At 69.4% G+C, this 22016-nt stretch carries 24 protein-coding genes; 9 read left to right on the plus strand and 15 right to left on the minus strand.

What is annotated here, in order from left to right; translation table 11 throughout:
• Nucleotides 1-152 precede the first annotated feature (152 nt).
• The 6 genes from radA (at nt 153) to P7A99_RS12305 (ending at nt 7336) form a co-directional block, all read left to right on the plus strand.
• A complete protein-coding gene (radA, locus tag P7A99_RS12280) occupies nt 153-1535 on the plus strand; it encodes a DNA repair protein RadA (protein ID WP_277794137.1) in 1383 nt (460 codons plus the stop codon).
• Entirely contained in the window at nt 1532-2155 is a 624-nt protein-coding gene (locus P7A99_RS12285) for a CvpA family protein (protein WP_277794138.1), read from the plus strand. Before radA ends, P7A99_RS12285 begins: the two co-directional genes overlap by 4 nt.
• A complete protein-coding gene (gene purF / locus P7A99_RS12290; protein WP_277794139.1) occupies nt 2152-3654 on the plus strand; it encodes an amidophosphoribosyltransferase in 1503 nt (500 codons plus the stop codon). The genes P7A99_RS12285 and purF overlap by 4 nt, the downstream gene beginning before the upstream one ends.
• Before the next feature lie 140 nt (nt 3655-3794).
• Entirely contained in the window at nt 3795-4778 is a 984-nt protein-coding gene (locus P7A99_RS12295) for a bile acid:sodium symporter family protein (RefSeq protein WP_277794140.1), read from the plus strand.
• Nucleotides 4779-4816: 38 nt separating this feature from the next.
• The gene (locus P7A99_RS12300) at nt 4817-5569 is read left to right on the plus strand and encodes an SDR family NAD(P)-dependent oxidoreductase (protein ID WP_277794141.1); all 753 of its coding nucleotides are present in this window, start codon (nt 4817-4819) and stop codon (nt 5567-5569) included.
• Between the two features lie 267 nt (nt 5570-5836).
• A complete protein-coding gene (locus tag P7A99_RS12305; RefSeq protein ID WP_277794142.1) occupies nt 5837-7336 on the plus strand; it encodes a methyl-accepting chemotaxis protein in 1500 nt (499 codons plus the stop codon).
• A gap of 18 nt (nt 7337-7354) precedes the next feature.
• On the opposite strand, the gene der is transcribed toward P7A99_RS12305, so the two are convergent.
• The 9 genes from der to P7A99_RS12350 all read right to left on the minus strand — a co-directional run bounded on the left by der (nt 7355) and on the right by P7A99_RS12350 (nt 15183).
• A complete protein-coding gene (der, locus tag P7A99_RS12310) occupies nt 7355-9031 on the minus strand; it encodes a ribosome biogenesis GTPase Der (protein ID WP_277794143.1) in 1677 nt (558 codons plus the stop codon).
• A 122-nt stretch (nt 9032-9153) separates the two neighbouring features.
• Nucleotides 9154-10566 (minus strand): PQQ-binding-like beta-propeller repeat protein, encoded by a 1413-nt coding sequence (locus tag P7A99_RS12315; protein WP_431307667.1) that lies wholly within the window; start codon nt 10564-10566, stop codon nt 9154-9156.
• Between the two features lie 11 nt (nt 10567-10577).
• On the minus strand, nt 10578-11327 hold the full coding sequence (locus P7A99_RS12320) for a tetratricopeptide repeat protein (RefSeq protein WP_277794145.1): 750 nt from the start codon (nt 11325-11327) through the stop codon (nt 10578-10580).
• A 339-nt stretch (nt 11328-11666) separates the two neighbouring features.
• Nucleotides 11667-12494 (minus strand): 3-methyl-2-oxobutanoate hydroxymethyltransferase, encoded by an 828-nt coding sequence (panB, locus tag P7A99_RS12325; protein WP_101720295.1) that lies wholly within the window; start codon nt 12492-12494, stop codon nt 11667-11669.
• A 54-nt stretch (nt 12495-12548) separates the two neighbouring features.
• Nucleotides 12549-12929 (minus strand): hypothetical protein, encoded by a 381-nt coding sequence (locus tag P7A99_RS12330; protein ID WP_277794146.1) that lies wholly within the window; start codon nt 12927-12929, stop codon nt 12549-12551.
• On the minus strand, nt 12922-13491 hold the full coding sequence (locus P7A99_RS12335) for an RNA polymerase sigma factor (protein WP_277794147.1): 570 nt from the start codon (nt 13489-13491) through the stop codon (nt 12922-12924). Before P7A99_RS12335 ends, P7A99_RS12330 begins: the two co-directional genes overlap by 8 nt.
• A 33-nt stretch (nt 13492-13524) precedes the next feature.
• The gene (locus P7A99_RS12340; RefSeq protein ID WP_277794148.1) at nt 13525-13923 is read right to left on the minus strand and encodes a DUF6249 domain-containing protein; all 399 of its coding nucleotides are present in this window, start codon (nt 13921-13923) and stop codon (nt 13525-13527) included.
• A 117-nt stretch (nt 13924-14040) separates the two neighbouring features.
• Nucleotides 14041-14712 carry an HAD hydrolase-like protein gene (locus P7A99_RS12345; RefSeq protein ID WP_277794149.1) on the minus strand — a complete coding sequence of 224 codons (672 nt, stop codon included), beginning with the start codon at nt 14710-14712 and terminating at the stop codon, nt 14041-14043.
• A gap of 123 nt (nt 14713-14835) precedes the next feature.
• Nucleotides 14836-15183, minus strand: coding sequence for an ArsC family reductase (locus tag P7A99_RS12350; protein WP_277794150.1), 348 nt, complete (start codon nt 15181-15183; stop codon nt 14836-14838).
• Between the two features lie 130 nt (nt 15184-15313).
• Between P7A99_RS12350 and P7A99_RS12355 the strand changes: the two genes are divergently transcribed.
• The 3 genes from P7A99_RS12355 to P7A99_RS12365 all read left to right on the plus strand — a co-directional run bounded on the left by P7A99_RS12355 (nt 15314) and on the right by P7A99_RS12365 (nt 16612).
• On the plus strand, nt 15314-15925 hold the full coding sequence (locus P7A99_RS12355) for a biliverdin-producing heme oxygenase (protein ID WP_277794151.1): 612 nt from the start codon (nt 15314-15316) through the stop codon (nt 15923-15925).
• A complete protein-coding gene (locus P7A99_RS12360) occupies nt 15903-16346 on the plus strand; it encodes a YbaN family protein (RefSeq protein WP_277794152.1) in 444 nt (147 codons plus the stop codon). The genes P7A99_RS12355 and P7A99_RS12360 overlap by 23 nt, the downstream gene beginning before the upstream one ends.
• Before the next feature lie 71 nt (nt 16347-16417).
• Nucleotides 16418-16612: a hypothetical protein gene (locus tag P7A99_RS12365; protein WP_277794153.1), complete on the plus strand. Its 195-nt coding sequence runs from the start codon at nt 16418-16420 to the stop codon at nt 16610-16612.
• A 1-nt stretch (nt 16613) separates the two neighbouring features.
• Here P7A99_RS12365 and P7A99_RS12370 read toward each other — a convergent pair whose 3' ends face one another.
• The 6 genes from P7A99_RS12370 to lpxI all read right to left on the minus strand — a co-directional run bounded on the left by P7A99_RS12370 (nt 16614) and on the right by lpxI (nt 22015).
• Entirely contained in the window at nt 16614-17183 is a 570-nt protein-coding gene (locus P7A99_RS12370) for a 2'-5' RNA ligase family protein (protein ID WP_277794154.1), read from the minus strand.
• A 78-nt stretch (nt 17184-17261) separates the two neighbouring features.
• A complete protein-coding gene (locus P7A99_RS12375) occupies nt 17262-17966 on the minus strand; it encodes a glutathione S-transferase N-terminal domain-containing protein (RefSeq protein ID WP_277794155.1) in 705 nt (234 codons plus the stop codon).
• Between the two features lie 79 nt (nt 17967-18045).
• Entirely contained in the window at nt 18046-18309 is a 264-nt protein-coding gene (locus P7A99_RS12380) for an EscU/YscU/HrcU family type III secretion system export apparatus switch protein (protein ID WP_101720286.1), read from the minus strand.
• Nucleotides 18306-19928: a flagellar hook-length control protein FliK gene (locus P7A99_RS12385; protein ID WP_277794156.1), complete on the minus strand. Its 1623-nt coding sequence runs from the start codon at nt 19926-19928 to the stop codon at nt 18306-18308. The genes P7A99_RS12380 and P7A99_RS12385 overlap by 4 nt, the downstream gene beginning before the upstream one ends.
• Nucleotides 19929-19997: 69 nt before the next feature.
• Nucleotides 19998-21182 carry a lipid-A-disaccharide synthase gene (gene lpxB / locus P7A99_RS12390; RefSeq protein ID WP_277794157.1) on the minus strand — a complete coding sequence of 395 codons (1185 nt, stop codon included), beginning with the start codon at nt 21180-21182 and terminating at the stop codon, nt 19998-20000.
• Nucleotides 21182-22015 (minus strand): UDP-2,3-diacylglucosamine diphosphatase, encoded by an 834-nt coding sequence (lpxI, locus tag P7A99_RS12395; RefSeq protein WP_277794158.1) that lies wholly within the window; start codon nt 22013-22015, stop codon nt 21182-21184. Before lpxI ends, lpxB begins: the two co-directional genes overlap by 1 nt.
• Between the last annotated feature and the right edge of the window lies 1 nt (nt 22016).

A 22016-nucleotide genomic window follows, 5' to 3' on the forward strand; every position in this document is an offset into this window, starting at 1 on the left:
TCCTGAATCTGCGCCCCCCAGTACTTATCTACACCGATCACAGCCGAAACGGGAACAAGGTTCGGCGACATCGCGCCGGCCCCCTGCGTCCGGCTTTGGCGCAGGGCGACCCCAGCCTGTAATCTGCACCCATTCGAGAATCAGGAGACCCCATGGCCCGCGACAGCGCCGCCTACGCCTGCCAGTCCTGCGGCGCGGTCCAGACCAAGTGGGCCGGGCAATGCCCCGCCTGCCAGAGCTGGAACACCCTCGTCGAGGAGGTCGGCGTGCGCCCGCCCGGCGCGATGGCGACCACCAAGGCCACGCGCTCGCGCGGCCTGCAGTTCACCGGCCTGGAAAGCGACACCCCCGCCCCGCCCCGCATCCTGACCGGCGTCGACGAGTTCGACCGGGTCTGCGGCGGCGGCGTGGTGCCCGGCTCGGCGATACTGATCGGCGGCGACCCGGGCGTGGGCAAGTCGACCCTGCTGCTGCAGGTCTGCGCCAACGCCTCGAGCCGGGGCGTGGCCTGCGCCTACATCTCGGGCGAAGAGGCCGTCGAGCAGATCCGCGGCCGGGCCGACCGCATGGGCCTGGCCGGCGCGCCGGTGAAGCTGGCCGCAGAAAGCAGCCTGCGCGACATCCTCGACGGGCTGAAGCGCGACAGGTTCGACCTTGTGGTCATCGACTCGATCCAGACCATGTGGAGCGACGCCCACGAGGCCGGCCCCGGCACCGTGACCCAGGTGCGCGCCTGCGCCACCGAGCTGGTCCGCCTGGCCAAGCAGAAGGGCGTGGCCATCCTGCTGGTCGGCCACGTCACCAAGGACGGCCAGATCGCCGGTCCGCGCGTGGTCGAGCACCTGGTCGACGCCGTGCTCAGCTTCGAGGGCGAGCGCGGCTATCCGTTCCGCATCCTGCGCGGCGCCAAGAACCGTTTCGGGGCCACCGACGAGATCGGCGTGTTCGAGATGGGCGATGTCGGCCTGCGCGAGGTGAAGAACCCCTCGGCCCTGTTCCTCAACGAAGGCGGCGAGCGCGCGGCGGGGGCCGCGGTGTTCGCCGGCATCGAGGGATCGCGTCCCGTCCTGGTCGAATTCCAGGCCCTGGTCGCGCCTTCCGCATACGGAACGCCCAGGCGCGCCGTGGTCGGATGGGACTCCGGACGCCTGGCCATGGTGCTGGCCGTGCTGGAATCGCGCTGCGGCCTTGGTTTTGGCGACAAGGACGTCTATCTGAACGTCGCCGGCGGGCTGAGGATCACCGAACCCGCCGCCGACCTCGCGGCGGCGGCCGCTTTGGCCTCTTCGGCCATGGATGTCGCCCTGCCGCAGGACTGCGTGGTGTTCGGCGAGGTCAGCCTCTCCGGCGAGATCCGGCCCGTGAGCCGAATGGAGTCGCGTTTGAAGGAAGCCGCCAAGCTCGGGTTCGGCCGCGCGCTGGGACCGCTGTCGGGCCTGCCCGAAGGCGGCGGCGCCCTGCCGGTGGCCGGCGCGGCGCGACTGGCCGACGCGGTCCGCCGAATCGAGAACGACATCTGGAGCTCGCACGCGTGACGCCGTTCGACATCATTGCCGGACTGATCCTGCTGGTTTCCGGCGCCGTAGGCTTCTTCCGCGGCGCCTCGCGGGAGCTGACCTCGGCGCTGTCGTTCATCCTCGCCGCCGTGGTGGCCCTGCTGGGCCTGCGCCTGACCGGCCCGCTGTTTCGCGAATTCATGGACCCGGACTGGGCGGCGACGGCCGCCGCCATCCTGGTCACCTTCGTCATCGCCTTCGTCGCGCTGCGCCTGATCGGCGGCCAGCTGACCAAGACCCTGCACGCCGATGGCACGCTGGGCCTGCTGGACCGCCTGGTCGGCCTGGGTTTCGGCCTGCTGCGCGCGCTGGTGGTGCTGGGCGTCTTCAACCTCGTCTTCCACATGGCCACGCCGCGCGACCGCGTGCCGGCCTGGGTGTCGGAGTCGATGTTCTATCCGCTGTCCAACGCCAGCGCCCGGGTGCTGAAGGTGTTCGCCCCCAAGGGCGCGGGCCTGGCCGGCAAGCTGGCCCCGGCCATCGAGGACGCCGTCCGCGACGGGACCAGCGACAAACCGTCCAACGCCGAGCGCGGCGAAGAAGGCTATGATAAGGACCAGCGTCGGAAGCTCGACGACCTGGTGGAGAAATCGCAATGACGTCTATCGGCCAGTCGACCGACCGCTTCTCGTCCGCGCCCTGGCGCGATCCCGAGGACGATACGCTGCGCCTGGAATGCGGCGTGTTCGGCGTTTTCGGCGCCCGTGACGCAGCCGCCATCGCCGCGCTGGGCCTGCATGCCCTGCAGCACCGCGGCCAGGAAGCCTGCGGCATCGCCGCCTTCGACGGCAGCCGTTTCCATACCGAACGCCACATGGGCCACGTCGGCGACGCCTTCACCGGCGCCGACCTCGTCCAGCGCCTGCCGGGGAACATGGCCATCGGCCACACCCGCTATTCCACCGCCGGCGGCAGCTTCATCCGCAACGTCCAGCCGATGTTCGCCGACCTCGAGACCGGCGGTCTCGCCCTGGCTCACAACGGCAACCTGACCAACTTCCTGACCCTGCGCGAGCGCCTCGTGCAGGAAGGCGCGATCTTCCAGTCGACCTCGGACAGCGAAGTCATCCTCCACCTGATCGCCCGCTCGCGCAAAGCCAAGATCGTCGACCGCTTCATCGACGCCCTGGGCCAGATCGAAGGCGGCTACGCCCTGGTGGCCATCACCAACAAGAAGATGATCGGCATCCGCGATCCGCTGGGCATCCGTCCGCTGGTGCTGGGCGACCTGGACGGCAAGCCGGTCCTGGCCTCGGAAACCTGCGCCCTCGACATGATCGGCGCCCGTTTCGTGCGCGACGTCGAGCACGGCGAGATGGTGGTGATCAGCGACACCGGCGTTAAGTCGCTGCGTCCGTTCGCGGCCCCGGCCGCCCGCCCCTGCGTGTTCGAGTACGTCTATTTCGCCCGTCCCGACAGTGTCGTGAACGGCCGCTCGGTCTATGAAGTGCGCAAGCGCATGGGCCGTCGCCTGGCCATCGAGACCGGCGTAGAGGCCGATGTCGTGGTGCCTGTGCCCGACTCGGGCGTTCCGGCGGCGATCGGCTACGCGGCCGAAAGCGGCCTGCCCTTCGACCTGGGCATCATCCGCAACCACTATGTGGGCCGCACCTTCATCCAGCCGACGCAAGGCGTGCGCGAACTGGGCGTGCGCATGAAGCACAGCCCCAACCGCGCCGTGCTGGAAGGCAAGCGCGTCATCCTGATCGACGACTCGATCGTGCGCGGCACCACTTCGCTGAAGATCGTCCGCATGGTCCGCGAGGCCGGCGCCAAGGAAGTGCACCTGCGGTCGGCCAGCCCGCCGATCAAGTGGCCCGACTTCTACGGCATCGACATGCCCGAGCGCGAACAGCTGCTGGCGGCCACAAAGTCGCTGGAAGAGATGGCCAAGTTCCTGGAAGTGGACTCGCTGGGCTTCCTGTCGGTGGAAGGCCTCTACGAAGCCCTGGACTGCGCCCCGCGCGATCCGGCCGCCCCGCAGTTCACCGACCACTACTTCACCGGCGACTACCCCACCCGCCTGACCGACCGCGAGATCGCCGAAGGCCGCAACGACCAGGCCGAAAAGCAGCTGTCGCTGCTGGTCAGCGCCTAATCAGCGCCTTTGCAGGGTCCTCCGGCTTGTTCGGAGGACCCAAGCTGCGCTACCCCCGGTATGCGGCCCGCTCATCTTGATCTTTCGGCCGCTCGGATCGCCCGGACGGACCGGGCGAGGATCCATTTGAGAGTCGCTTCTTGGCCAATCCCGTCTCCGCCGTCCTCTCCAAGCTGAAGATCGACGCCTACATCATCGCCCTGTTCGGCATGGTGGTGCTGGCCTCGTTCCTGCCGGTCCAGGGACAGGCGGCCGTGATCACCGGCTGGGTGGTCAAGCTGGCCATCGCCCTGCTGTTCTTCCTGCACGGCGCCAAGCTGTCGCGCGAGGCCGTCGTCGCCGGCGTCACCCACTGGCGCCTGCACCTGACGATCCTGGCCTTCACCTTCGTGCTGTTCCCGATCCTGGGCCTTGCGATCAGCAAGGTGGGCGTGCTGACGCCGACCATGGCCGCGGGCATGGTGTTCCTGGCCTGCCTGCCCTCGACGGTCCAGTCGTCGATCGCCTTCACCTCGATCGGGCGCGGCAACGTCGCCGCCGCCGTCTGCGCGGCCTCGGCCTCGAACCTTTTCGGCATCTTCCTGACGCCGGTGCTGGTCGGCCTGCTCATGAACGCCCACGGCGACGTCGGCGGCTGGGACTCGATCAAGTCGATCATCATCCAGCTGCTGGTCCCGTTCATCGCCGGCCAGATCGCCCGGCCGCTGGTCGGCAAGTGGATCGAGAAGCACAAGACCCTGGTGGGGCGCGTCGACCGCGGCTCGATCCTGCTGGTGGTCTATTCGGCCTTCAGCGCCGCCGTGGTCGAGGGCCTGTGGCGCAAGGTTTCGCCGCTGGAGCTGATCACTTTGCTGCTGGTCTGCGGCGTGCTGCTGACGCTCGTCATGCTGGCCACCATGTGGGGCGCCCGTCTGCTCGGCTTCTCCAAGCCCGACGAGGTGGCCATCGTGTTCTGCGGCTCCAAGAAGAGCCTGGCGACCGGCGTGCCCATGGCCGGCATCCTGTTCCCAGGGGCCACGGCCGGCGTACTGGTGCTGCCCCTTATGATCTTCCACCAGATCCAGCTGATGGCCTGCTCGGTCCTGGCGCAGCGCTACGCCGCGCGCCCGGCCGACGAGGCCTGATCTTCAATATCGCCCGCCAGAGGCGAAAGGAAACGCTCATGACCACCACCGACACGCCGCTGGCCGGCCGCATCGCCCTCGTCACCGGCGCCACGCGCGGCATCGGAAACGCCATCGCCCTGGGCCTGGCCCAGGCCGGCGCCCATGTCATCGCGCTGGGCCGCACCCAGGGCGCGCTGGAGGCCCTGGACGACGCGATCTTCGCCGCCACCGGCGAGCACGCCACCCTGGTCCCTCTGGACCTGCGCGAGGCCGACGGCCTGGATCACCTGGGCGCGGCCCTGCACCAGCGCTTCGGCAAGCTCGACATCCTGGTCGGCGCGGCCGGCGTGCTGGGCGCGCTCACGCCGGTCGGTCACCTGGACCCCAAGGGCTGGGACATGATCCTGTCGACCAACCTGACGGCCAACTGGCGGCTGATCCGGGCCATGGACCCGCTGCTGCGCGCCTCTGACGGCGCCCGGGCCATCTTCCTGACCAGCAGCGTCGCCAAGAGCCACCGGGCCTTCTGGGGCGCCTACGCCGCGTCCAAGGCGGGCCTGGAGGCTATCGTCGACTGCTATGCCGACGAGATGGAGAACACCAAGGTCCGCGCCTTCTGCATCGACCCCGGCGCCATGCGCACCAAGATGCGGGCCGGCGCCTTTCCGGGCGAGGATCCCATGACGGTGCAGGACCCGGCCGAGATCGCCCCCTTCGTCGTCGACCTGGCTCGCCCTGACCGCGAGCCGCCCAAGGGCGTGGTCCGCTTCAAGGAACGAGGTCAAGAGTCAGCAAGCGTCAACGCCTGACTGAACCTCGTAAACATTCGCAGGTTTAGTTGGACCGTATACAATACAGATTAATCCGGAAACTTTCGCAACTGACGGAAAATACGGATTTTCTGCGGTTGAGCTGATGGTCGACTCCACGACACAAGCCCCAAAAACACTAAACTGCGACAACCTGACGCAGATGACGCTTTCGGAAACCGGCGCTCGTTAAGCATGGAATAAGACTCGAAGTCTCACCCTAAGGATGCAGCGCTGCCTGGGCGCGATCCCTCGGGGGTTTGAACAATGCCGTTTGCGTTCAAGCGTGGCCGCGCCGCGGCCGACGAGCGTCTCGCCGAGTTGGAAGCCACCGTCGCGGCGATCCATCGCTCGCAAGCCGTCATCGAGTTCCAGCTCGACGGCACCATCCTGACGGCCAACACCAACTTCCTGAAGACGGTGGGCTACTCGCTGGACGAGATCCGCGGCCGCCATCACAGCATGTTCGCCGACCCGGACTTCGCCCGCAGCGACGAGTACAAGCAGTTCTGGCTGAACCTGGGCCGCGGGGAGTTCTTCGCCGGCAAGTTCCAGCGCCAGGGCAAGGGCGGCGTCGAGATCTGGATCCAGGGAGCCTACAACCCGGTGTTCGACGCCGCAGGCAAGCCCTGCAAGGTCATCAAGTTCTGCACCGACATCACCCAGGCCGAGCAGGAGCGGATGGCCAACGAGGCCCTGCGCCGCACCGAGGCCGAACAGGGCGCCGTGGTGCTGACCCTGGCCGACAACCTCAAGCGCCTGGCCGGGGGCGACCTGACCGCCGACATCACGGCCGCATTCGATGGCCGCTTCGCCTCGATCAAGAGCGACTACAACGCCGCCCTCCAGTCGCTGCGCCAGGCCATGACCGAGATCGGCCATTCGACGCAAGGGGTCCACAACGGCTCCAACGAGATCACCACGGCCTCGGAAGATCTCTCCAAGCGCACCGAGCAACAGGCCGCCGCCCTGGAAGAGACCGCGGCGGCGCTGGACGAGATCACCGCCACGGTGCGCCGTAGCGCCGAAGGGGCCCGCGCGGCCTCCACCGCCGCCTCGACCACCCGCCAGGAAGTCACCCGCTCGGGCGAGATCATGCGCGACGCCATCGCCGCCATGGGCGAGATCGAGCAGAGCTCGGGCAAGATCGGCCAGATCATCGGCGTGATCGACGAGATCGCCTTCCAGACCAACCTGCTCGCCCTCAACGCGGGCGTCGAGGCCGCGCGCGCCGGCGAGGCCGGTCGCGGCTTCGCGGTCGTCGCCCAGGAGGTGCGGGCCCTGGCCCAGCGCTCGGCCGAGGCGGCCAAGGAGATCAAGACCCTGATCGCCAACAGCAGCGCCCAGGTCGGGCGCGGCGCCAAGCTGGTGGGCGACACCGGCCACTCGCTGACCGGCATCGTCGACCGCATCGCCGAGATCGACACTCTGATTTCCGAGATCGCCCAGTCGGCCCACGAGCAGTCCTCGGGCCTGAACCAGGTCAACACCGCCATCAACCAGATGGACCAGGTGACCCAGCGCAACGCGGCCATGGTCGAGGAAGCCACCGCCGCGGCCGCCTGCCTGCGCAATGAAGCCTCGTCGCTGGCTGAACTGGTCTCGCGCTTCGAGACCGGCCGCCCGCTGGAGCAGGTGCCGTCGCGCCCCGCTCCCGCTCAACGCCCGGCCGCCGAGAACCCGGTGGCCGCCGCCCAGACCCGTATCGCCCAGTCGTTCCGCCCCGGCGGCGGCGTGGCCGTCGGCCAGGACTGGGAGGAGTTCTAACTCCTCCCCTGACGCCCTCTAGCGGCCCTTGGGGCGACCGCCGGGGGTCTTGTTGCCGCGCACGACGCGCGAGCCCGCCACCGGACGGCGCGGACCGCCGGCCTTGCCGCCGGCCGACTTCGTGCCGACCTTGTAGCTCGGCGCGGTCGACACCTTCTTCTGGGCCTTGGGACCTTGCGGCTTGACCGACTTCACGGCGGCCTTGCCGGCATCCGCCGCCTTGGCCTCGGGAAGCTCGGCCGAAACCGTCGCCTTCTGGGCCGATTTCTTGACCGTATTGCGCGAGGCCTTCAGGCGAGCCTTCTCGGCTTCCTTCTTCTCGAAGGCGCGCTTGCCCTTGACGACATACCCCTGGTCGGCGTCGGCATAGGGGTTGGCGCCCGACTTGATGGTGATGCGCAGCGGCACGCCCGGCAGGTCGAAGCTCTCCCGCAGGCTATTCACCAGATAGCGGCGATAGTGGTCGGGCATCTGGTCGGCGCGGCTGGAGAACAGCACGAACGTCGGCGGACGGGCCTTGGTCTGGGCCATGTACTTGGGCTTCACACGCTTACCGTTCACGGCGGGCGGCGGGTGCCGCTGCATGGCCAGTTGCAGCCAGTCGTTCAGGTCGCGGGTCTTGACCTTGGTCGACCAGTCGCGGTGCGTCTTGATCACGGCCGGCATCAGGCGCTCGACGCCGCGGCCGGTCTCGCCCGACAGCGCCACGACGGGCGCGCCGCGCAGCTGCGGCAGCATGCGCTCGGCGTGCTCGTTGAATTCCTTCAGGATCTGGCCCGGATCCTCGATCAGGTCCCACTTGGCCAGAACGAAGACGACGCAGCGCCCTTCCCGCTCGGCCAGGTCGGCGATCTGCAGATCCTGGGTCTCGAACGGATGGGTGGCGTCCATCACCAGCAGCACGACCTCGGCGAAGGTCATCGAGCGGATGGTGTCCTGGGTCGAGAGCTTCTCGAGCTTCTCGTTGACCTTGGCCTTCTTGCGCAGGCCGGCGGTGTCGACGAGGCGGATCTTGCGGCCGTCCCAGGTCCAGTCGACCGAGATCGAATCGCGGGTGATGCCGGCCTCGGGGCCGGTCAGCAGGCGCTGCTCGCCGATCAGGCGGTTGACCAGGGTCGACTTTCCGGCGTTCGGACGGCCGATGATGGCGATCTTGATCGGCTTGGTGTCGTCGTAGTCCTCGAACTCTTCCTGCAGTTCCTCGGGCGTGACCGCCAGGAGCGCCGCGTAGAGGTCGGCCATGCCCTCGCCGTGCTCGCCGCTGATCGGGATCGGCGCGCCCAGGCCAAGCTGGTGAGCTTCGGCGGCGCCGATCTCGGCCTGCTTGCCTTCCGACTTGTTGGCGGCGACCACCACCGGCTTGTTCCGGCGGCGCAGCATCTCGGCGAAGATCTTGTCGAGCGGCGTCAGGCCCTCGCGGGCGTCGAACACGAAGAGGGCCACGTCGGCCTCGTCGATCGCCAGCTCGGTCTGGGCGCGCATTCGCGATTCCAGGCTTTCGTCGGTGACGTCCTCGAAGCCGGCGGTGTCGATCAGCTCCAGATCAAGGTCGCCCAGGCGGCCGTGCGCGAAGCGACGGTCGCGGGTGACCCCCGGCTGGTCGTCGACCAGGGCCAGCTTCTTGCCGGCGAGGCGGTTGAACAGCGTGGACTTGCCCACATTGGGGCGGCCGACGATGGCGAGTTTCAAAGGCATAGGCGGTCAGTAGTCGATTTTTCTGGTCCCGGCAAAGCAACAAGCCCGGGCCGGCGATTCGCCAGCCCGGGCCCGGGACGGGTTTGCGGTTTCACCAGGGCCTTGGAAGGCCCCGGAAGGCGTCAGCGGATCGCGATCAGATCCGCCTCGTCGGTGGTGACGTAGATCTTGTCGCCCACGGCGATCGGAGCCAGCAGAACCGGCGCGCCGATCTTCAGGGTCTTTTCCGTGGCGCCGGTCTTCGGGTTCAGGGCCACGGCCTCGCCATAGCTCGACACCGTGATCAGGCGGCCAGAAGCCAGGATCGGGCTGGACCACAGGCGCGGACGCTTGGACAGCTTCTTCTTCTGCTTCTTGGAAAGCTTGTCGGTCTCGTTCAGGTCGCGGATCCAGTGCACCTGGCCGCCGTCACGCGAGGCGCAGATCACCTGGCCGGCCTTGTCGACCACATAGACCACGTCGCCGGCGGGCCAGGGCGTGGTGATGGCGGTGACCGGCAGGGTCCAGCGCGCCTGGCCGGTGCGCAGGTCGGTGGCGGCGAAGACGCCCGAGTGGCTGACGGCGTAGACGTCGCCCTTGTAGATCACCGGGCGGCCGGCGATGTCTCGGATTTCCGACAGGGCGTTGGTGCGGCTGGCGCGGCTGAGCGCCTCGCTCCACAGGTCGTTGCCGTTGCCGGTGCGCAGGGCGACCAGTTCGCCCGAGGCGAAGCCGGCGACGACGGTGTCGCCGCTGATGGCGGGGCTGGACGCGCCGAGGATGCGAGCCGGCTCGATCAGGGCCTGATAGGTCCAGCCCGGCGTGCCGTCCGCGGCCGCGAAGGTCAGCAGTTCGTTGTCGGTCGACACCACGAACACGCGGCCGTCGGCGACGGTGGGCGCGGCGTGAACCGGCGTGCTGGTGGCCTGGCGCCAGTTTTCCTTGCCCGTGGCGGCGTCGAGCTGGGCCACGAAGCGGAAGCCCGACGAGACGTAGAGCTTGCCGTCGGCATAGGCGACGCCGCCGCCGAAGCCCTTGGTGTCGTCCTTGCGGCCGCCGATGCCCAGGAAACCGCGCTTGCCCGGCTGGCGGGCCGGACGCAGGTCCTTGCGCCACAGCGTCTCGCCGGTGACGGCGTCAAGCGCCGAGACCTTGGCTTCGCCGTCGAGCACGAAGATCTTGCCCTCGGCCGAGACGGGGTTGGCGGTGATGTGGAAGGTGCGGTTGGCCTTCTGGCCAAAGCCCTTGCGCCAGGCGATCACGAAGTCCTTGCCGGCGGCGACGTGCTCGACCGACTGCTCGGGCGTGGCGCCCGGCAGGCGCCAGTCGGCCTGGGCCTGAGGCTCGGGCAGGAAGAAGTCGACGCCCTTCAGGCCGTCGGCCGCCTCGACCTTCTGGTCGAAGGCGATGACCGAGATCCGCTGGCCCTGGCTGGCCTGGGCCTTGTTCTTCTCGTCCTTGCCGAAGGGGTTGAGCTTCGACACCGTCGAGCAACCGGTCACCGACACCGCGGCCGACATCATCGCGGCGAGCAGCAGGGAACGCTTCAGAGTCATGGGTCGGCGGCTCATTGAGCTTGGGGTTGCAGGCCCGGCGGCAGCTGGCCGGGCGCGAGTTGGATCGGCGGCGGCAGCGCGGCGGCGGCCTTGACGGCGGCCGGCAGGGCCTTGGCCGAGCCGGAGTCGATCATCTGGATCGCCGCCTGGGCGCGCTGGCGGACGTCGTCCGAGGCGTCGGAGAGCAGCGAAAGCACGACAAAGTCGCCGCGAGCGTCAGCCGTCTTGCCGGCCTGAAGCTTGGCGAACGCCAGGGCTTCCTTGGCCTGCACGCGGTAAGGGCTCTTCTCGCCGGTCAACGGGGTCAGCCTCGACTCGATCTCCTGATAAGGAGCCGTGTCCATGAGGGCGAAGGCGGATTTGAGGCGCGCTATGTCACCCATGACAGGATCGGGAGCAATCTTGGCCGCTTCGTCGAAATAACCGACGGCTTCCTTGGTCTTGCCTTCGTCCAGGCGAATGCCGCCCATCTGCATGAAGGCCAGGGCGCGGTAACCGGCGTTGCCTTCCTTCGACAGCTTCTCGAACTCGGTGAAGGCCTTGGCGGGCCCTTCCTTCTCGTAGGATTCGAGGGTCGCCTGCACGGCTTCCGACGCCTTGTTGGCGCGGCTGCTCTCATAGGCGGTCCAGCCCCACCAGCCGCCCACGCCCAGGACCGCGATCGCGGCCACCGCGCCCAGGACGGGCAGCGACTTCAGCGCGAGGGTCTTGTAGCGGTCGGAGCGAAGCTGCTCTTCGACCTCGTCAAACACATCGACCACGAACGAGGCTCCGGTACGGGCGCCGGCGGCGCCGGGGCGTCGGGGACCGGACGGGTCCGGACGACGCAAGGTTGAAACATCAGGAGTCGGGGCGCGGGCCGCGACGCAGGCGGCGAACCTATAGCGTGTCCGCCGCCGCCGCAACGGCGGGGAACCCTGGTTTGGAAGGGAACGACAACTACTGGCGCTCGTCCGCCAGATGCTCCCCCTGAAGGGGGAGCTGTCGCGGAGCGACTGAGGGGGAAGCGCCTCAGCCGTTGGCGGACATGCCGATCGCTGCAGTGACTTCCCCCTCCGGCCCTCTGGGCCACCTCCCCCTTCAGGGGGAGGATCGTCGCCTCAATCCTTCTTGGCGTAGTAGGTCTCGGCCGGGCCCGGGAAGCTGCGGTCCTGCACGTCGCGGGCGTAGTCGGCGGCGGCCTTTTCGATCGCGCCCTTCAGGTCGGCGTAGCGGCGGACGAACTTGGGCGTCCAGTCGAACAGGCCCAGCATGTCGTCGCTGACCAGCACCTGACCGTCGCAGCCGGCCGAGGCGCCGATGCCGATGGTCGGCGGGGCGATGGCTTCGGTGATTTCGCGAGCCAGGGCCTCGGCCACGCCCTCGATGACCACGGCGAAAGCGCCGGCGTCGGCGGTGGCGCGGGCTTCGGCCAGGATCTTCTGGCGGCCTTCCTCGTCGCGGCCCTTGGCCTTAAAGCCGCCGTCGACCAGCACGGCCTGCGGGCGCAGGCCCACGTGGCCCATGACCGGCACGCCGCGATCCACGAGGTAGCGGATGGTGTCGGGCACGGTGGGGCCGCTCTCGACCTTCACCGCCTGGGCGCCGGTTTCCTTCATGATGCGGACGGCGTTGGCGTAGGCCTCTTCGGGCGCACCCTCGTAGGAGCCGAAGGGCATGTCGACCACGACCATGGCCTTGCGCGAGCCGCGCATGACCGCCTGGCCGTGCAGGATCATCATCTCCATCGTGACGCCGACGGTGTTGGGCAGGCCATGAACGACCATGCCAAGCGAGTCGCCGACCAGCAGGACGTCGCAGGCGTCGTCGAGAGCGGCTGCGACCGGGGCGGTGTAGGCGGTGAGACAGACGATCGGAACGCCGCCCTTGCGGGCGGCGATATCGGGGGCGGCGAGACGGCGGACCGTCTCCTGACGATGGGCGGACAAGACTCGCTCCGGCTCTATTACGACGACCGGAGCGCGGCCAGGCCGCTCTCCGGATTAGAACTCTTCGACCAGTCGGGTGACGGCGAAGGTCAGAGCGATAGCCGCAAGGGCGGCGCCGAGCCAAAGGGTTTCTACGCTGGCCGGGGTGGCGACGAACTGATTCACCTGGGCCATCAGCTTGTCGACGCCCAGGTCCACGCCCGAAACGCCCTCGCTGGACGCATGGCGCAGGTCGGTCGCGAAGCGGCTGGTGATCAACTGCACCACTGCGAAGAGGCCCGCCACGCCGCCGGCCGCGCCGATCGCCAGCCGCCGGAGGGTCCACCCGCGGTCCAGGCGGCTCTCCACGCGAGCGTGAAAGGCCTCGGCGTCGGGAAACGCCGGCGGGTCGGCGAACAGCCGCGAGAGCTGGGCGTCGAAGTCTCGATCAGCCATGACCTTCCCTCCGCGCCGAAGCGTCCGTGGGCGGGGCCAGTCTGGCCCTGAGTTTATCCAGACCACGTTTGACATGGGATTTGACCGTGCCGATCGGGATGTTCAAGGCCTCAGCAGCCTCCGAATGTGACCAGTCCGCGCCGTAGCAGAGCGAAACGCACAGGCGCTCGCCGCGCGACAGGCTTTTCAGCGCCTCGTCGAGATCGAGCCTGTCGCCCGGCGTGCCGGCCGAGGCGGGCGGCTCTTCGGGCGCGGCGTCCGAGAAGATCAGGCGCGCGTCGCGCTTGACCTTGCGCAGATAGAGTCGCGCGGCGGTCTTCTTGATCCAGCCGCCGAAGGCCCCCTCGCCGCGATAGTCGGCGATCTGTTCGAAGCCGACCAGGAAAGCGTCCTGGGCGACGTCATCGGCGGTGGCCGGGTCGGCGCCCAGGCGACGCAAAAGGCCTCTCACGGCCGAGCCGTGCCTGCGCACCAGCTCCCCGTAGGCCCGGCGGTCGCCGGTGGCGGCCAGGGCCGCCAGCTCGACATCGTGACCGGTGGTGGGCGGGCGTTCGATGCCCATGATGAAAGTCCCCTCTTCCCCCAGGCGGCTGCGTCAGGCGTCCAGCCGGTGACCCTTGTTGGGGTTGAAGAAGCTCAGAATGACGTAGGCCACGCCGATCAGGGCCGGGATGGCGGCCGCCCCCATGACGGGGTGCAGAGCCTCGTCGGCGATCTGGCCCAGCATGAAGCCCAGCACCGCCAGGCCGGCGCCGACAGCGATCAGGATGACGCCGACGCGCATGTCGCGCAGGGCGGACGATTCCCTCGGCGGTTTGACTTCCTTGCTCAGCGCCTCGATCAGTTCGGGCGGAAGCGGCTGGCCCTTCTCGATGGCCGCGCGGACGGTGGCCTGCATCTCCCGGCGATCGCGGCTCTTGAGCCACATCGGGATGACGACGATGCAGACGACCATGATGAACGGCGCCAACGGCACCAGGATTCCAAGTTCCATGACCTGTTCCCCTCGGATTGTGTCGACGAGAGCCTGTCGCTTTCGTCTCGTACAGGGAAGAGGCTTCGACGGCGCCGTTTGGAGGCGCCCGCCGAGATGAAACTTTCGTAAGGCGGATCAGGCCGTGGCGACAGCCGCGACGGCGCGGTGCGGCGTCAGGCGCGCGACGATGTCGTCGACGGCGTCGAGCAGCACGGTCGGCGCATGGTCGACCAGCAGCTGGCGGGTGGCGTAGCCCCAGGTGACGGCGCCCGAGGCCAGGCCCAGCGCGTTGGCCGCGTCGATGTCGCGGGTCTCGTCGCCGATCGAGATCACCCGACCCGGCTTCACCCGGGCGGTCTTGATGACCTTGGTGAACTTCTTGGCCTTGCCGAACAGCGAGGCGCCGCAGCCGTAGTGGTCGATCAGCCTGGCCAGGTCCGGCCCCAGCACGGTGCGGATGGTGGCCTCGCTGTTGGAGCTGACCACGGCCAGGCGCACGCCGCCGGCCGAAAGGGCTTTCAGCATGTCCGGAACGCCCGGAAACAGTCCGATCGAACCGATCTCGGCGGCCATCAGCTTCTTGCCGTGGGCGGCGATGATCGGGATCTTCCAGGCCGAGACGCCGAGATACTTGATGATCTCGCGGTTGGGACGACCACGCAGCATCTCGACTTCCTCGTCGGTGACGCTCTTGAAGCCGTACATCCTGGCCATCGGGTTGACGAGCTTCAGCACCACGGCTCCGCTGTCGGCCAGCGTGCCGTCGAAATCAAAGATCGCCAGATCGTACGGAAGCCCCGAAGTCACGCCCACTCAATGCCCTGCCGCCGGACGAACCGGCTGTTTCCCCAAGACTTAGCCGCTGGATGCGGACCTTGTCGCCCCAAAGTTCGCCAACTCGCGTCAATCGCGCAAGCGGCGTTTCGCCCGTCAGGCGAGAATGGCGGTGTACTGATCGGGTTTGAAGCCCGCCAGCAGCCTGCCGTCGACGTCCAGCATGGGCCGCTTGATCATCGAGGGCTGGGCCAGCATCAGCTCGACGGCCTTCTTGGCGTCGATGCCGGTCTTGTCGGCGTCGGGCAGCTTGCGGAAGGTCGTGCCGGCGCGGTTCAGAACCGTTTCCCAGCCCAGCGCCTCGACCCAACGCTCGACGTCCGCGCGGTTCGCGCCGGAGACCTTGTAGTCGTGGAAGGCATAGGCCACGCCGTGCTCGTCGAGCCAGCTGCGGGCCTTCTTCATCGTGTCGCAGGCCTTGATGCCGTAGATCGTCACCGTCACCGGGGCGCGCTCCAGAAATTCCGCCCGTGAGTCGGGCCCTTCCCTCCCCGCTTAGCATTTTCGCCCGAGGCGCGGACGGATTTGACCTAGAGCAGTTGCGTCTCAGTCGCGACAGGACGACATTAGGCCCATGACCGATCTCGCTATCGCCCAAGACCCCTCCCTCGCCCCCACCCTGGCCAAGCGCCTGAAAGCCGGAACCGAAGCGACGCACGATCGGCTCGACAAGAGCATCATGGCCGGCCAGCCCTTCGCTGACCGCGAGCGCTACGGCCGGTTTCTCGAGGTGCAGTACCGCTTTCACCGTGACATCGACGGCCTGTACCAGCGCCCGGAACTGGCCCAGCGCCTGCCCGACCTGGACGGACGCCGCCGTCTGGCCCAGATCGCCGCCGACCGGGCCGACCTTGGCCTGCCTGCCCTTTCGGACCTGCCGCCGCCGGCCTTCACCGCCGACGCCGAGCCGGACCTGGCCACGGCGCTGGGCTGGCTTTACGTGGCCGAGGGCTCGAACCTGGGCGCGGCCTTCCTGTTCAAGGCGGCCGCCAAGCTGGGGCTCGACGAGAACCTCGGCGCGCGCCACCTTGCCGGTCATCCTGACGGCCGCGCCGCCCACTGGCGCCAGTTCACCGCCGCCCTCGACGCGGCGGGACTGGACGAGGCGGGCGAAGCGCGCGCCATCGCGGGCGCACAAGCCGCCTTCTCACGGGTGCAGGCCTATGTCGACGCCGCCTTCGGCTGAACCGCCGGCCATAGAACTGGACGCCCCGGCGGCGGCCCTGCCGACCTCGCGGGGCCTGCGGGTCGGCTATCTGGTCGCGGGCCTGGCGTTCACGGCGCTCGGGATCATCGGCGCGTTCCTGCCGCTGATGCCGACGACGATCTTCCTGATCCTCGCCGCCGGCTGCTTCGGGCGCTCTTCGCCCAAGCTCGAGGCCTGGCTGCTGAACCACCCGCGCTTTGGCCCATCGGTTCGCGCCTGGCGGGCCAATGGCGCGATCCCGCGCAAGGCCAAGGTCTTCGCCTGCCTGGGCATGGCGAGCGGCATGGCGATCTTCCTTATCGCCGCGCGGCCCAAGCTTTGGCTGGGCCTGCTGGTCGGCGCGATCATGGCCGCCTGCGCGGCCTTCGTGGTCTCGCGCCCGGCGCCGCCAGCGGCCTGAGCCCGAGCGCTGCGCTGGGAACGGGCCGCCCATCCCGACGGTTTTCTTCCGACAATCAAAAGGAGGAAGCCATGTCCAAGGCCCCGCCCATCCCGCCCGAACAGCGCGCCTTCAAGGGCCAGAAGCCCGACATCGAGGGGCACGCCGGCCGCGAGGGCTTGCAATCGCCCGATCCCGGCAACGCCGACGTTAACCTGTCCGAACAGGGTCGCCACGGGAACCTGCGCCAGAACACCACCCATTCGGGCAACGTGCAGGACCGCTAGATCATCCCTTCAGGGGCCAGCGCCCGAGCACGATGTGACGGGTCTGGCCCAGCAGGCTGTGAATCAGCACGAACTCCGGGACGGTCCATGACACCGGCTCCACCGGGGTTTCGGGCGCCAGGGCGCGGTCATAGAGCAGAGTCACGTGCGGATTGAACTGCCTGGCGACCTGCTTGCCGAGACCGGCGTGGGCCATGGAGAGGCCCAGGGCCTTCTGGAAGTCGTGAAGAACGACCAGCCCCTCCCCGCCCTGTAGGACGAACGGGTTGTTGCCGCGGTTGTTGAAACTGGCGGCCCTGTCGAAGGCGACCTCGAACGGCGCGGCCGAGGACGCCGCCTCGCCGGCCTCCAGCGCCTGGGCGACGATGCCGCGCGGCAGGCCGGCATAGTCGCCGATGTGATGCAGGGTGACGTGAAAGCGGTCCGGCGTCAGCGGCGCGCCCGAAAGGCCGAGGCGGGCTTTGAGATCGCGCGCCCGTCCCGCGATGGCCTCGGCCACCGGCGCTTCGGGAAAGATACCGAAGAACAGGCGGTCGGACGGCGGGCCGTCGAGTTCGGGAAAGAGCGACATCAGAATCGACCGCCGTTGAGAGGTGGCCTGCTTATGGCGCCGGAGCGGACGGCTGTCGCCGCCCGCCCCGCTGCGGGATCAGCCGCGCGCCGGGATGTTCAGACCGCGCTGCACGGCCGGACGGGCCAGGCCCCGCTCCAGCCAGGCCGGCACGTTCTTCAGGCTCTTGAAGTCGACGAGGTCGGCCGCCTCGTAGAAGCCGACAAGGTTGCGCACCCAGCCCAGGGTGGCGACGTCGGCGATGGTGTAGTCATCGCCCATGATCCAGTCGCGGCCTTCCAGGCGGGTTTCCAGCACGCCCAGCAGGCGCTGGCTTTCGGCGCGATAGCGCTCCAGCGGACGCTTGTCCTCGTATTCGCGACCGGCGAACTTATGGAAGAAGCCCAGCTGACCGAACATCGGACCGACGGCGGCCATCTGGAAGAACACCCACTGCAGGGTCTCGTAGCGCGCCGCCGGATCGGCCGGCAGCAGCTTGCCGGTCTTCTCGGCCAGATAGACGAGGATCGCGCCGCTCTCGAACAGCGCCAGCGGCTTACCACCCGGACCGTCGGGATCGATGATCGCCGGGATCTTGCCGTTGGGGTTGAGGCTGAGGAATTCCGGGGTCCAGGTCTCGTTCTTGCCGATGTCGATCAGGTGAGGCTCGTACGGCAGGCCCACCTCTTCCAGCATGATCGACACCTTCACGCCGTTGGGCGTGGGCAGCGAATAGAGCTGAATGCGGTCGGGATGAGCGGCGGGCCAGCGGCTGGCGATCGGGAAGGCCGAGAGGTCGGTCATGGAAGCTCCTCGAAGGGGTCCAGGCCGATATAGGCGCCGCGCGGGCGTGGCCCAGCCCCCTACCGTAACTTTCTTGGTGTCAGTTACGATTGGCCGAGCGCAGGATGAAGCCCAGGATCTCGGCGACGGCGACATAGAGCGCCTCCGGGATCTCCTCCTCCATCGGAATTGTCGAAAGGGCCTGGGCCAGCGCCGGGTTCTCCTCCAGCGGCACGCCGTGCTCACGGGCGGTCTCGACGATCTTGTCGCCCACCCAGCCGCGGCCGCTGGCGACCACGCGCGGAGCGTTCGGCTCGTCGTAGCGCAGGGCGACGGCGATGCGGGGGCCCGAGACGCGGGTCATGTGGCCTGGTCCAGGAAGCGGCCGGGCGCGGCCGGCGCGGCGACGGGAAGCGCGACGGCGTGGAACGCCACCTCCGGCTCCAGGGCGGCCTCGCGCAGGGCGGCGTTCAGCATCTCTTCCCCGCCGCGCAGGCGGGCCATGGCTTCGGGACGCTCGGCCCACAGCGAGACGCGCGCCCGCTCGCCGGTGAGCGCCAACTGGGCGTCGATGCGGCCCATGGGCTCGACATCGAGCGAGAAGCGGACCTTCCAGGTGCGGGCCTCGGCGACACCGCCTGCGGCCCCGCCCCCACCGCCGTCGCGGCTGATCTCGAACTGGGCCACGGCCGAGCCTTGCGGCGTGGCGAACGGCACATCGAACACCCAGCGGGGTCCGGGCTTGTCATCGACCAGGCGGCCGTCGGCAGGACGCGCGGCCTCGGTCCGTTCGGGCAGCGAGGCGGCCTGCAGCAACTCCTGCCGGGCCAGGGCGGCGTCGACGCCCTTGGCCAGTTGTTGGGCCACCAGGGCCGGACGGGCGTCAGGCGCGAGAGTCGAAGACGCTGCGGGCTGGGCGACCACGGGTCCGCCGGCGAAGGGCGGCGGCGGCCCCTTGCCGGGCGGCGGAGCGAGCGGCGTCACGATCGGCCGGACGACGGGCGCCTCCTCGAAGCCGGCGGCGGCCTCCTGGGCCAGGACGAACAGGGCGGCGGCAGGCTGGGCGGCTTGTTGCGGAGCCGGGCGCGGCGCCACGGCGGCCAGGAAACGGGCGACCGGCGACTCGACAGCGGGATCGTCCGCCGCGGCGGAAGCGGTCGTGGCGGGCGGCGGGGCTTCACCTTCAGGGGCGGCGGGGGCGGCTCCCTGCGGCGGCAGCCCTGGAAGCATTGAAGCGGCCGCCTGCGCGCCAAGCTGGGACGCTGCGGGCTGGGCCGGCACGGAAGTCGCCGCGCCCTGTGTCGGAGACTGTTGCGGCGCCTGGAGCGCGGCGGTCGACGTCGCCGTCGCCGACGGTCCGGGCCCTGTCTGGGCGCTCCAGCTGGCCACGGCGGCGCGCAGCACCAGCATGGCGGCCTTGAGGTCCTTGGCGGCCAGGGGCGCGGCGCCCGGCGCGGACGCCTCCTCGGCCAGGCGGCTTTCCATGAACAGACCGGAACGGCCGAAGGCCTGGCGGATCTCGCCGGCGGTGACAGCGCCATCGATGGGCGAGCGCAGGGCCAGCATGTTGGCGGCGGCCTGACGCACCAGGGCCGGCGCCTGTGGCGAGGCCGTGACCCGCTCCAGGTCGGCCAGCAACGGGGCCATGCCGGCCTGGGTCGAGGCCGCGCGGCCGACCATGTCGGAGACCACCTTGGCCTGGACGGTGGCGCTGGACAGCAGGATCTCGCGCGCCTGGCCGGTGGCGCCGCCCTTCAGCAGGCTTTCGACGGTGTCGGGCGCGTCGGGCGTTGCGCCGGGCTGGGCGGCGATCTTGCCCAGCGCCTCGGTCGCCTCGGCCATGGCCATCTGGGCCAGCATGGCCGGCGGCGGCAGGCCCGCCTGCCCCGTCTGGCCGCCTTGAAGACCCGCGGATGCAATCGTCGCCGTCGGCTGCACCGAGGCGAGGTTCGGAACGACGGTTCCAATCGGCAGGACCGACACGGCGGGCTCCACGGCGGCGCAAGGCGCGGAAGGTTGCCGTAGGATTAATCCACAGGCGTGAAGCGGGTCTTAACCTGCCTTGGCGGCTCGCTTTTCCAGGAAGTCGAGCATGGCTTCGGCCGCCGCCTCGGCCGGATCGGGCATGCCGCGCCCCAGGCGCTCCAGCGCCGCGTACTGCTCGGCCACCTGACGCTGGCGCAGCGCTGGATCGTCGAGACGCCTGGCCAGCTCGGCCGCCAGGCGTTCGCCCGTGCAGTCGTGCTGCAGCAGTTCGGGCGCCACCTCCTTGTCGGCGGCGATGTTGAACAGCGTGACCCAGCGCGGCGTCATCAGACGCTTGAGGAGGCTGTAGGTGATCGCGCCGATCTTGTAGCCGACCACCATCGGCGCGCCTGCCAGGGCCAGTTCGATGGTCACCGTGCCGCTGCAAGCCAGGGCCACCGTGGCGGCCTTCATGGCGTCGTCCTTGGCCCGGTCGTCCTCGATCACGTGGGCGCGGAACGGCCAGCCGGCGACGCGCGCCTTGACCGCCGTCGCCACGGTCTGGGCGGCGGGCACGACGACGTGCAGGCCGGGGCGGTCGGCCTTGAGGATGCGCACGGCGTCCTCGAAGGCGGGCAGCACGCGTTCGATCTCGGACGGCCGGCTGCCCGGCAGGACGGCGAGGATCGGATCGTCGGGACCAGCCCCGATCGCGGCGCGGGCCCGGGCGGCGTCGGCGCCGCTGAAATCGCGGGCCAGGGCCGGATTGCCGACGAAGACGCTGGGCAGGCCCACCGCGTCGAAGAACGGCTTGTCCATCGGCTGGGTGGCCAGCAGCAGGTCGACGGCCTGGGCCAGGGTCCCGGCCCGCCCGGGCCGCGAAGCCCAGACCTGCGGCGCGACGTACTTGATCAGCGCCATGGACGCATCCAGCGCCCGCAGACGCTTGGCCAGACGGATGTTGAAGCCCCAGGCGTCGATCAGCACGGCCACGTCGGGCTTCTCACGCACCGCCAGGGCCTCGACGTCCTTCAGCCGGCGCAGCACGCGCGGATAGGCCTTCAGCCCCTCGAACAAGCCCAGGATCGAGAGTTCGGAAATGTCGAAGGGGCTCTCCACCCCCTCTGCCGCCATGCGCGCGCCGCCCAGGCCGACGAAACGCACCTTGTCGCCCAACCGCGCCCGCAGAGCCTTTGCCAGGCCCGCGCCGAGATTGTCACCCGAGGCCTCGGCCGCGACCAGCATGACCGTCAGCGGCCGGGCGGAAGACATCAGCGCGGCTCGACGCCGTAGACGAAGAGGCCCAGGTCGTCGGCGCAGGCGATGACCTGGTCGCGGTCGACGATCAGCAGGCGGCCCGCCTCGCCCACCACCCCGGCCAAGCCGGCGCGCGCGGCGCGCTGGATGGTGGCGACGCCGATGGTGGGCAGGTCGACCTTGGTCTCCTGGATCGGCTTGGGCGCCTTGGCCAGGACGCCCTTGGGCGCCTCGGGGCAGCCCCGGATCGCCTGCGGCAGGTCGGCGACACGGCGCAGCATGGCGTCGGTGCCCTCCTGGGCCTCCACGGCCAGAACGAGACCATCGCAGACCACGGCGCCCTGCCCCACGTCCAGCCCGCCGATGGCGCGGGCCACGGCCAGGGCGCGGTCGATGTCGGCGCCGTGCTGCTCGCGCGGGGCGTAGCGGCCCAGCGGGCCGGCCGGCAAAGTCATCTCGCCGCGCACCTCGTGGGCGCCCTCGACGACGAAGCCTTCCTTCTCGAACTCTGTCAGCACGCGGCGTAGCAGGGCGTCGTCGCCCTCGCGTGCGGCCTTGATCAAGCCCGGCAGCACCTTCACGCCCCGGAAATCGGGGATCAGGGCCGAAAAATCGGGGCGATCGACGACGCCGGCGAAGCAGACGGCCTCGCAGCCCTCTTCCTTCAGCGCCTTGAAGGCCTTGCCGAACTCGGCGATGCCGACCTCGATACCGGGATACTGCTCCAGCGACGGATCGGCGAAGCCCCTGACGCGCATGACCGAGAACGGCCGTCCGGCGCGCTCGCAATGGGCGGCCAGTTCGATCGGCAGGGCCCCGCCGCCGGCGATCAGTCCAAGCTTGCGCAAG

The sequence above is a fragment of the Caulobacter endophyticus genome, assembly GCF_029543245.1.
Lineage (GTDB): Bacteria > Pseudomonadota > Alphaproteobacteria > Caulobacterales > Caulobacteraceae > Caulobacter > Caulobacter endophyticus_A.

Coding starts and splice junctions, on each gene's coding strand:
- P7A99_RS12355 (WP_277794151.1), top strand. CDS start 15,314: ATGACCGATCTCGCTATCGCCCAAGACCCCTCCCTCGCCCCCACCCTG.
- P7A99_RS12340 (WP_277794148.1), bottom strand. CDS start 13,923: ATGGAACTTGGAATCCTGGTGCCGTTGGCGCCGTTCATCATGGTCGTC.
- P7A99_RS12305 (WP_277794142.1), top strand. CDS start 5,837: ATGCCGTTTGCGTTCAAGCGTGGCCGCGCCGCGGCCGACGAGCGTCTC.
- P7A99_RS12335 (WP_277794147.1), bottom strand. CDS start 13,491: ATGGGCATCGAACGCCCGCCCACCACCGGTCACGATGTCGAGCTGGCG.
- P7A99_RS12330 (WP_277794146.1), bottom strand. CDS start 12,929: ATGGCTGATCGAGACTTCGACGCCCAGCTCTCGCGGCTGTTCGCCGAC.
- P7A99_RS12380 (WP_101720286.1), bottom strand. CDS start 18,309: ATGACCCGCGTCTCGGGCCCCCGCATCGCCGTCGCCCTGCGCTACGAC.
- der (WP_277794143.1), bottom strand. CDS start 9,031: ATGCCTTTGAAACTCGCCATCGTCGGCCGCCCCAATGTGGGCAAGTCC.
- P7A99_RS12365 (WP_277794153.1), top strand. CDS start 16,418: ATGTCCAAGGCCCCGCCCATCCCGCCCGAACAGCGCGCCTTCAAGGGC.
- P7A99_RS12375 (WP_277794155.1), bottom strand. CDS start 17,966: ATGACCGACCTCTCGGCCTTCCCGATCGCCAGCCGCTGGCCCGCCGCT.
- P7A99_RS12360 (WP_277794152.1), top strand. CDS start 15,903: ATGTCGACGCCGCCTTCGGCTGAACCGCCGGCCATAGAACTGGACGCC.
- P7A99_RS12300 (WP_277794141.1), top strand. CDS start 4,817: ATGACCACCACCGACACGCCGCTGGCCGGCCGCATCGCCCTCGTCACC.
- P7A99_RS12315 (WP_431307667.1), bottom strand. CDS start 10,566: ATGACTCTGAAGCGTTCCCTGCTGCTCGCCGCGATGATGTCGGCCGCG.
- P7A99_RS12370 (WP_277794154.1), bottom strand. CDS start 17,183: ATGTCGCTCTTTCCCGAACTCGACGGCCCGCCGTCCGACCGCCTGTTC.
- radA (WP_277794137.1), top strand. CDS start 153: ATGGCCCGCGACAGCGCCGCCTACGCCTGCCAGTCCTGCGGCGCGGTC.
- purF (WP_277794139.1), top strand. CDS start 2,152: ATGACGTCTATCGGCCAGTCGACCGACCGCTTCTCGTCCGCGCCCTGG.
- lpxB (WP_277794157.1), bottom strand. CDS start 21,182: ATGTCTTCCGCCCGGCCGCTGACGGTCATGCTGGTCGCGGCCGAGGCC.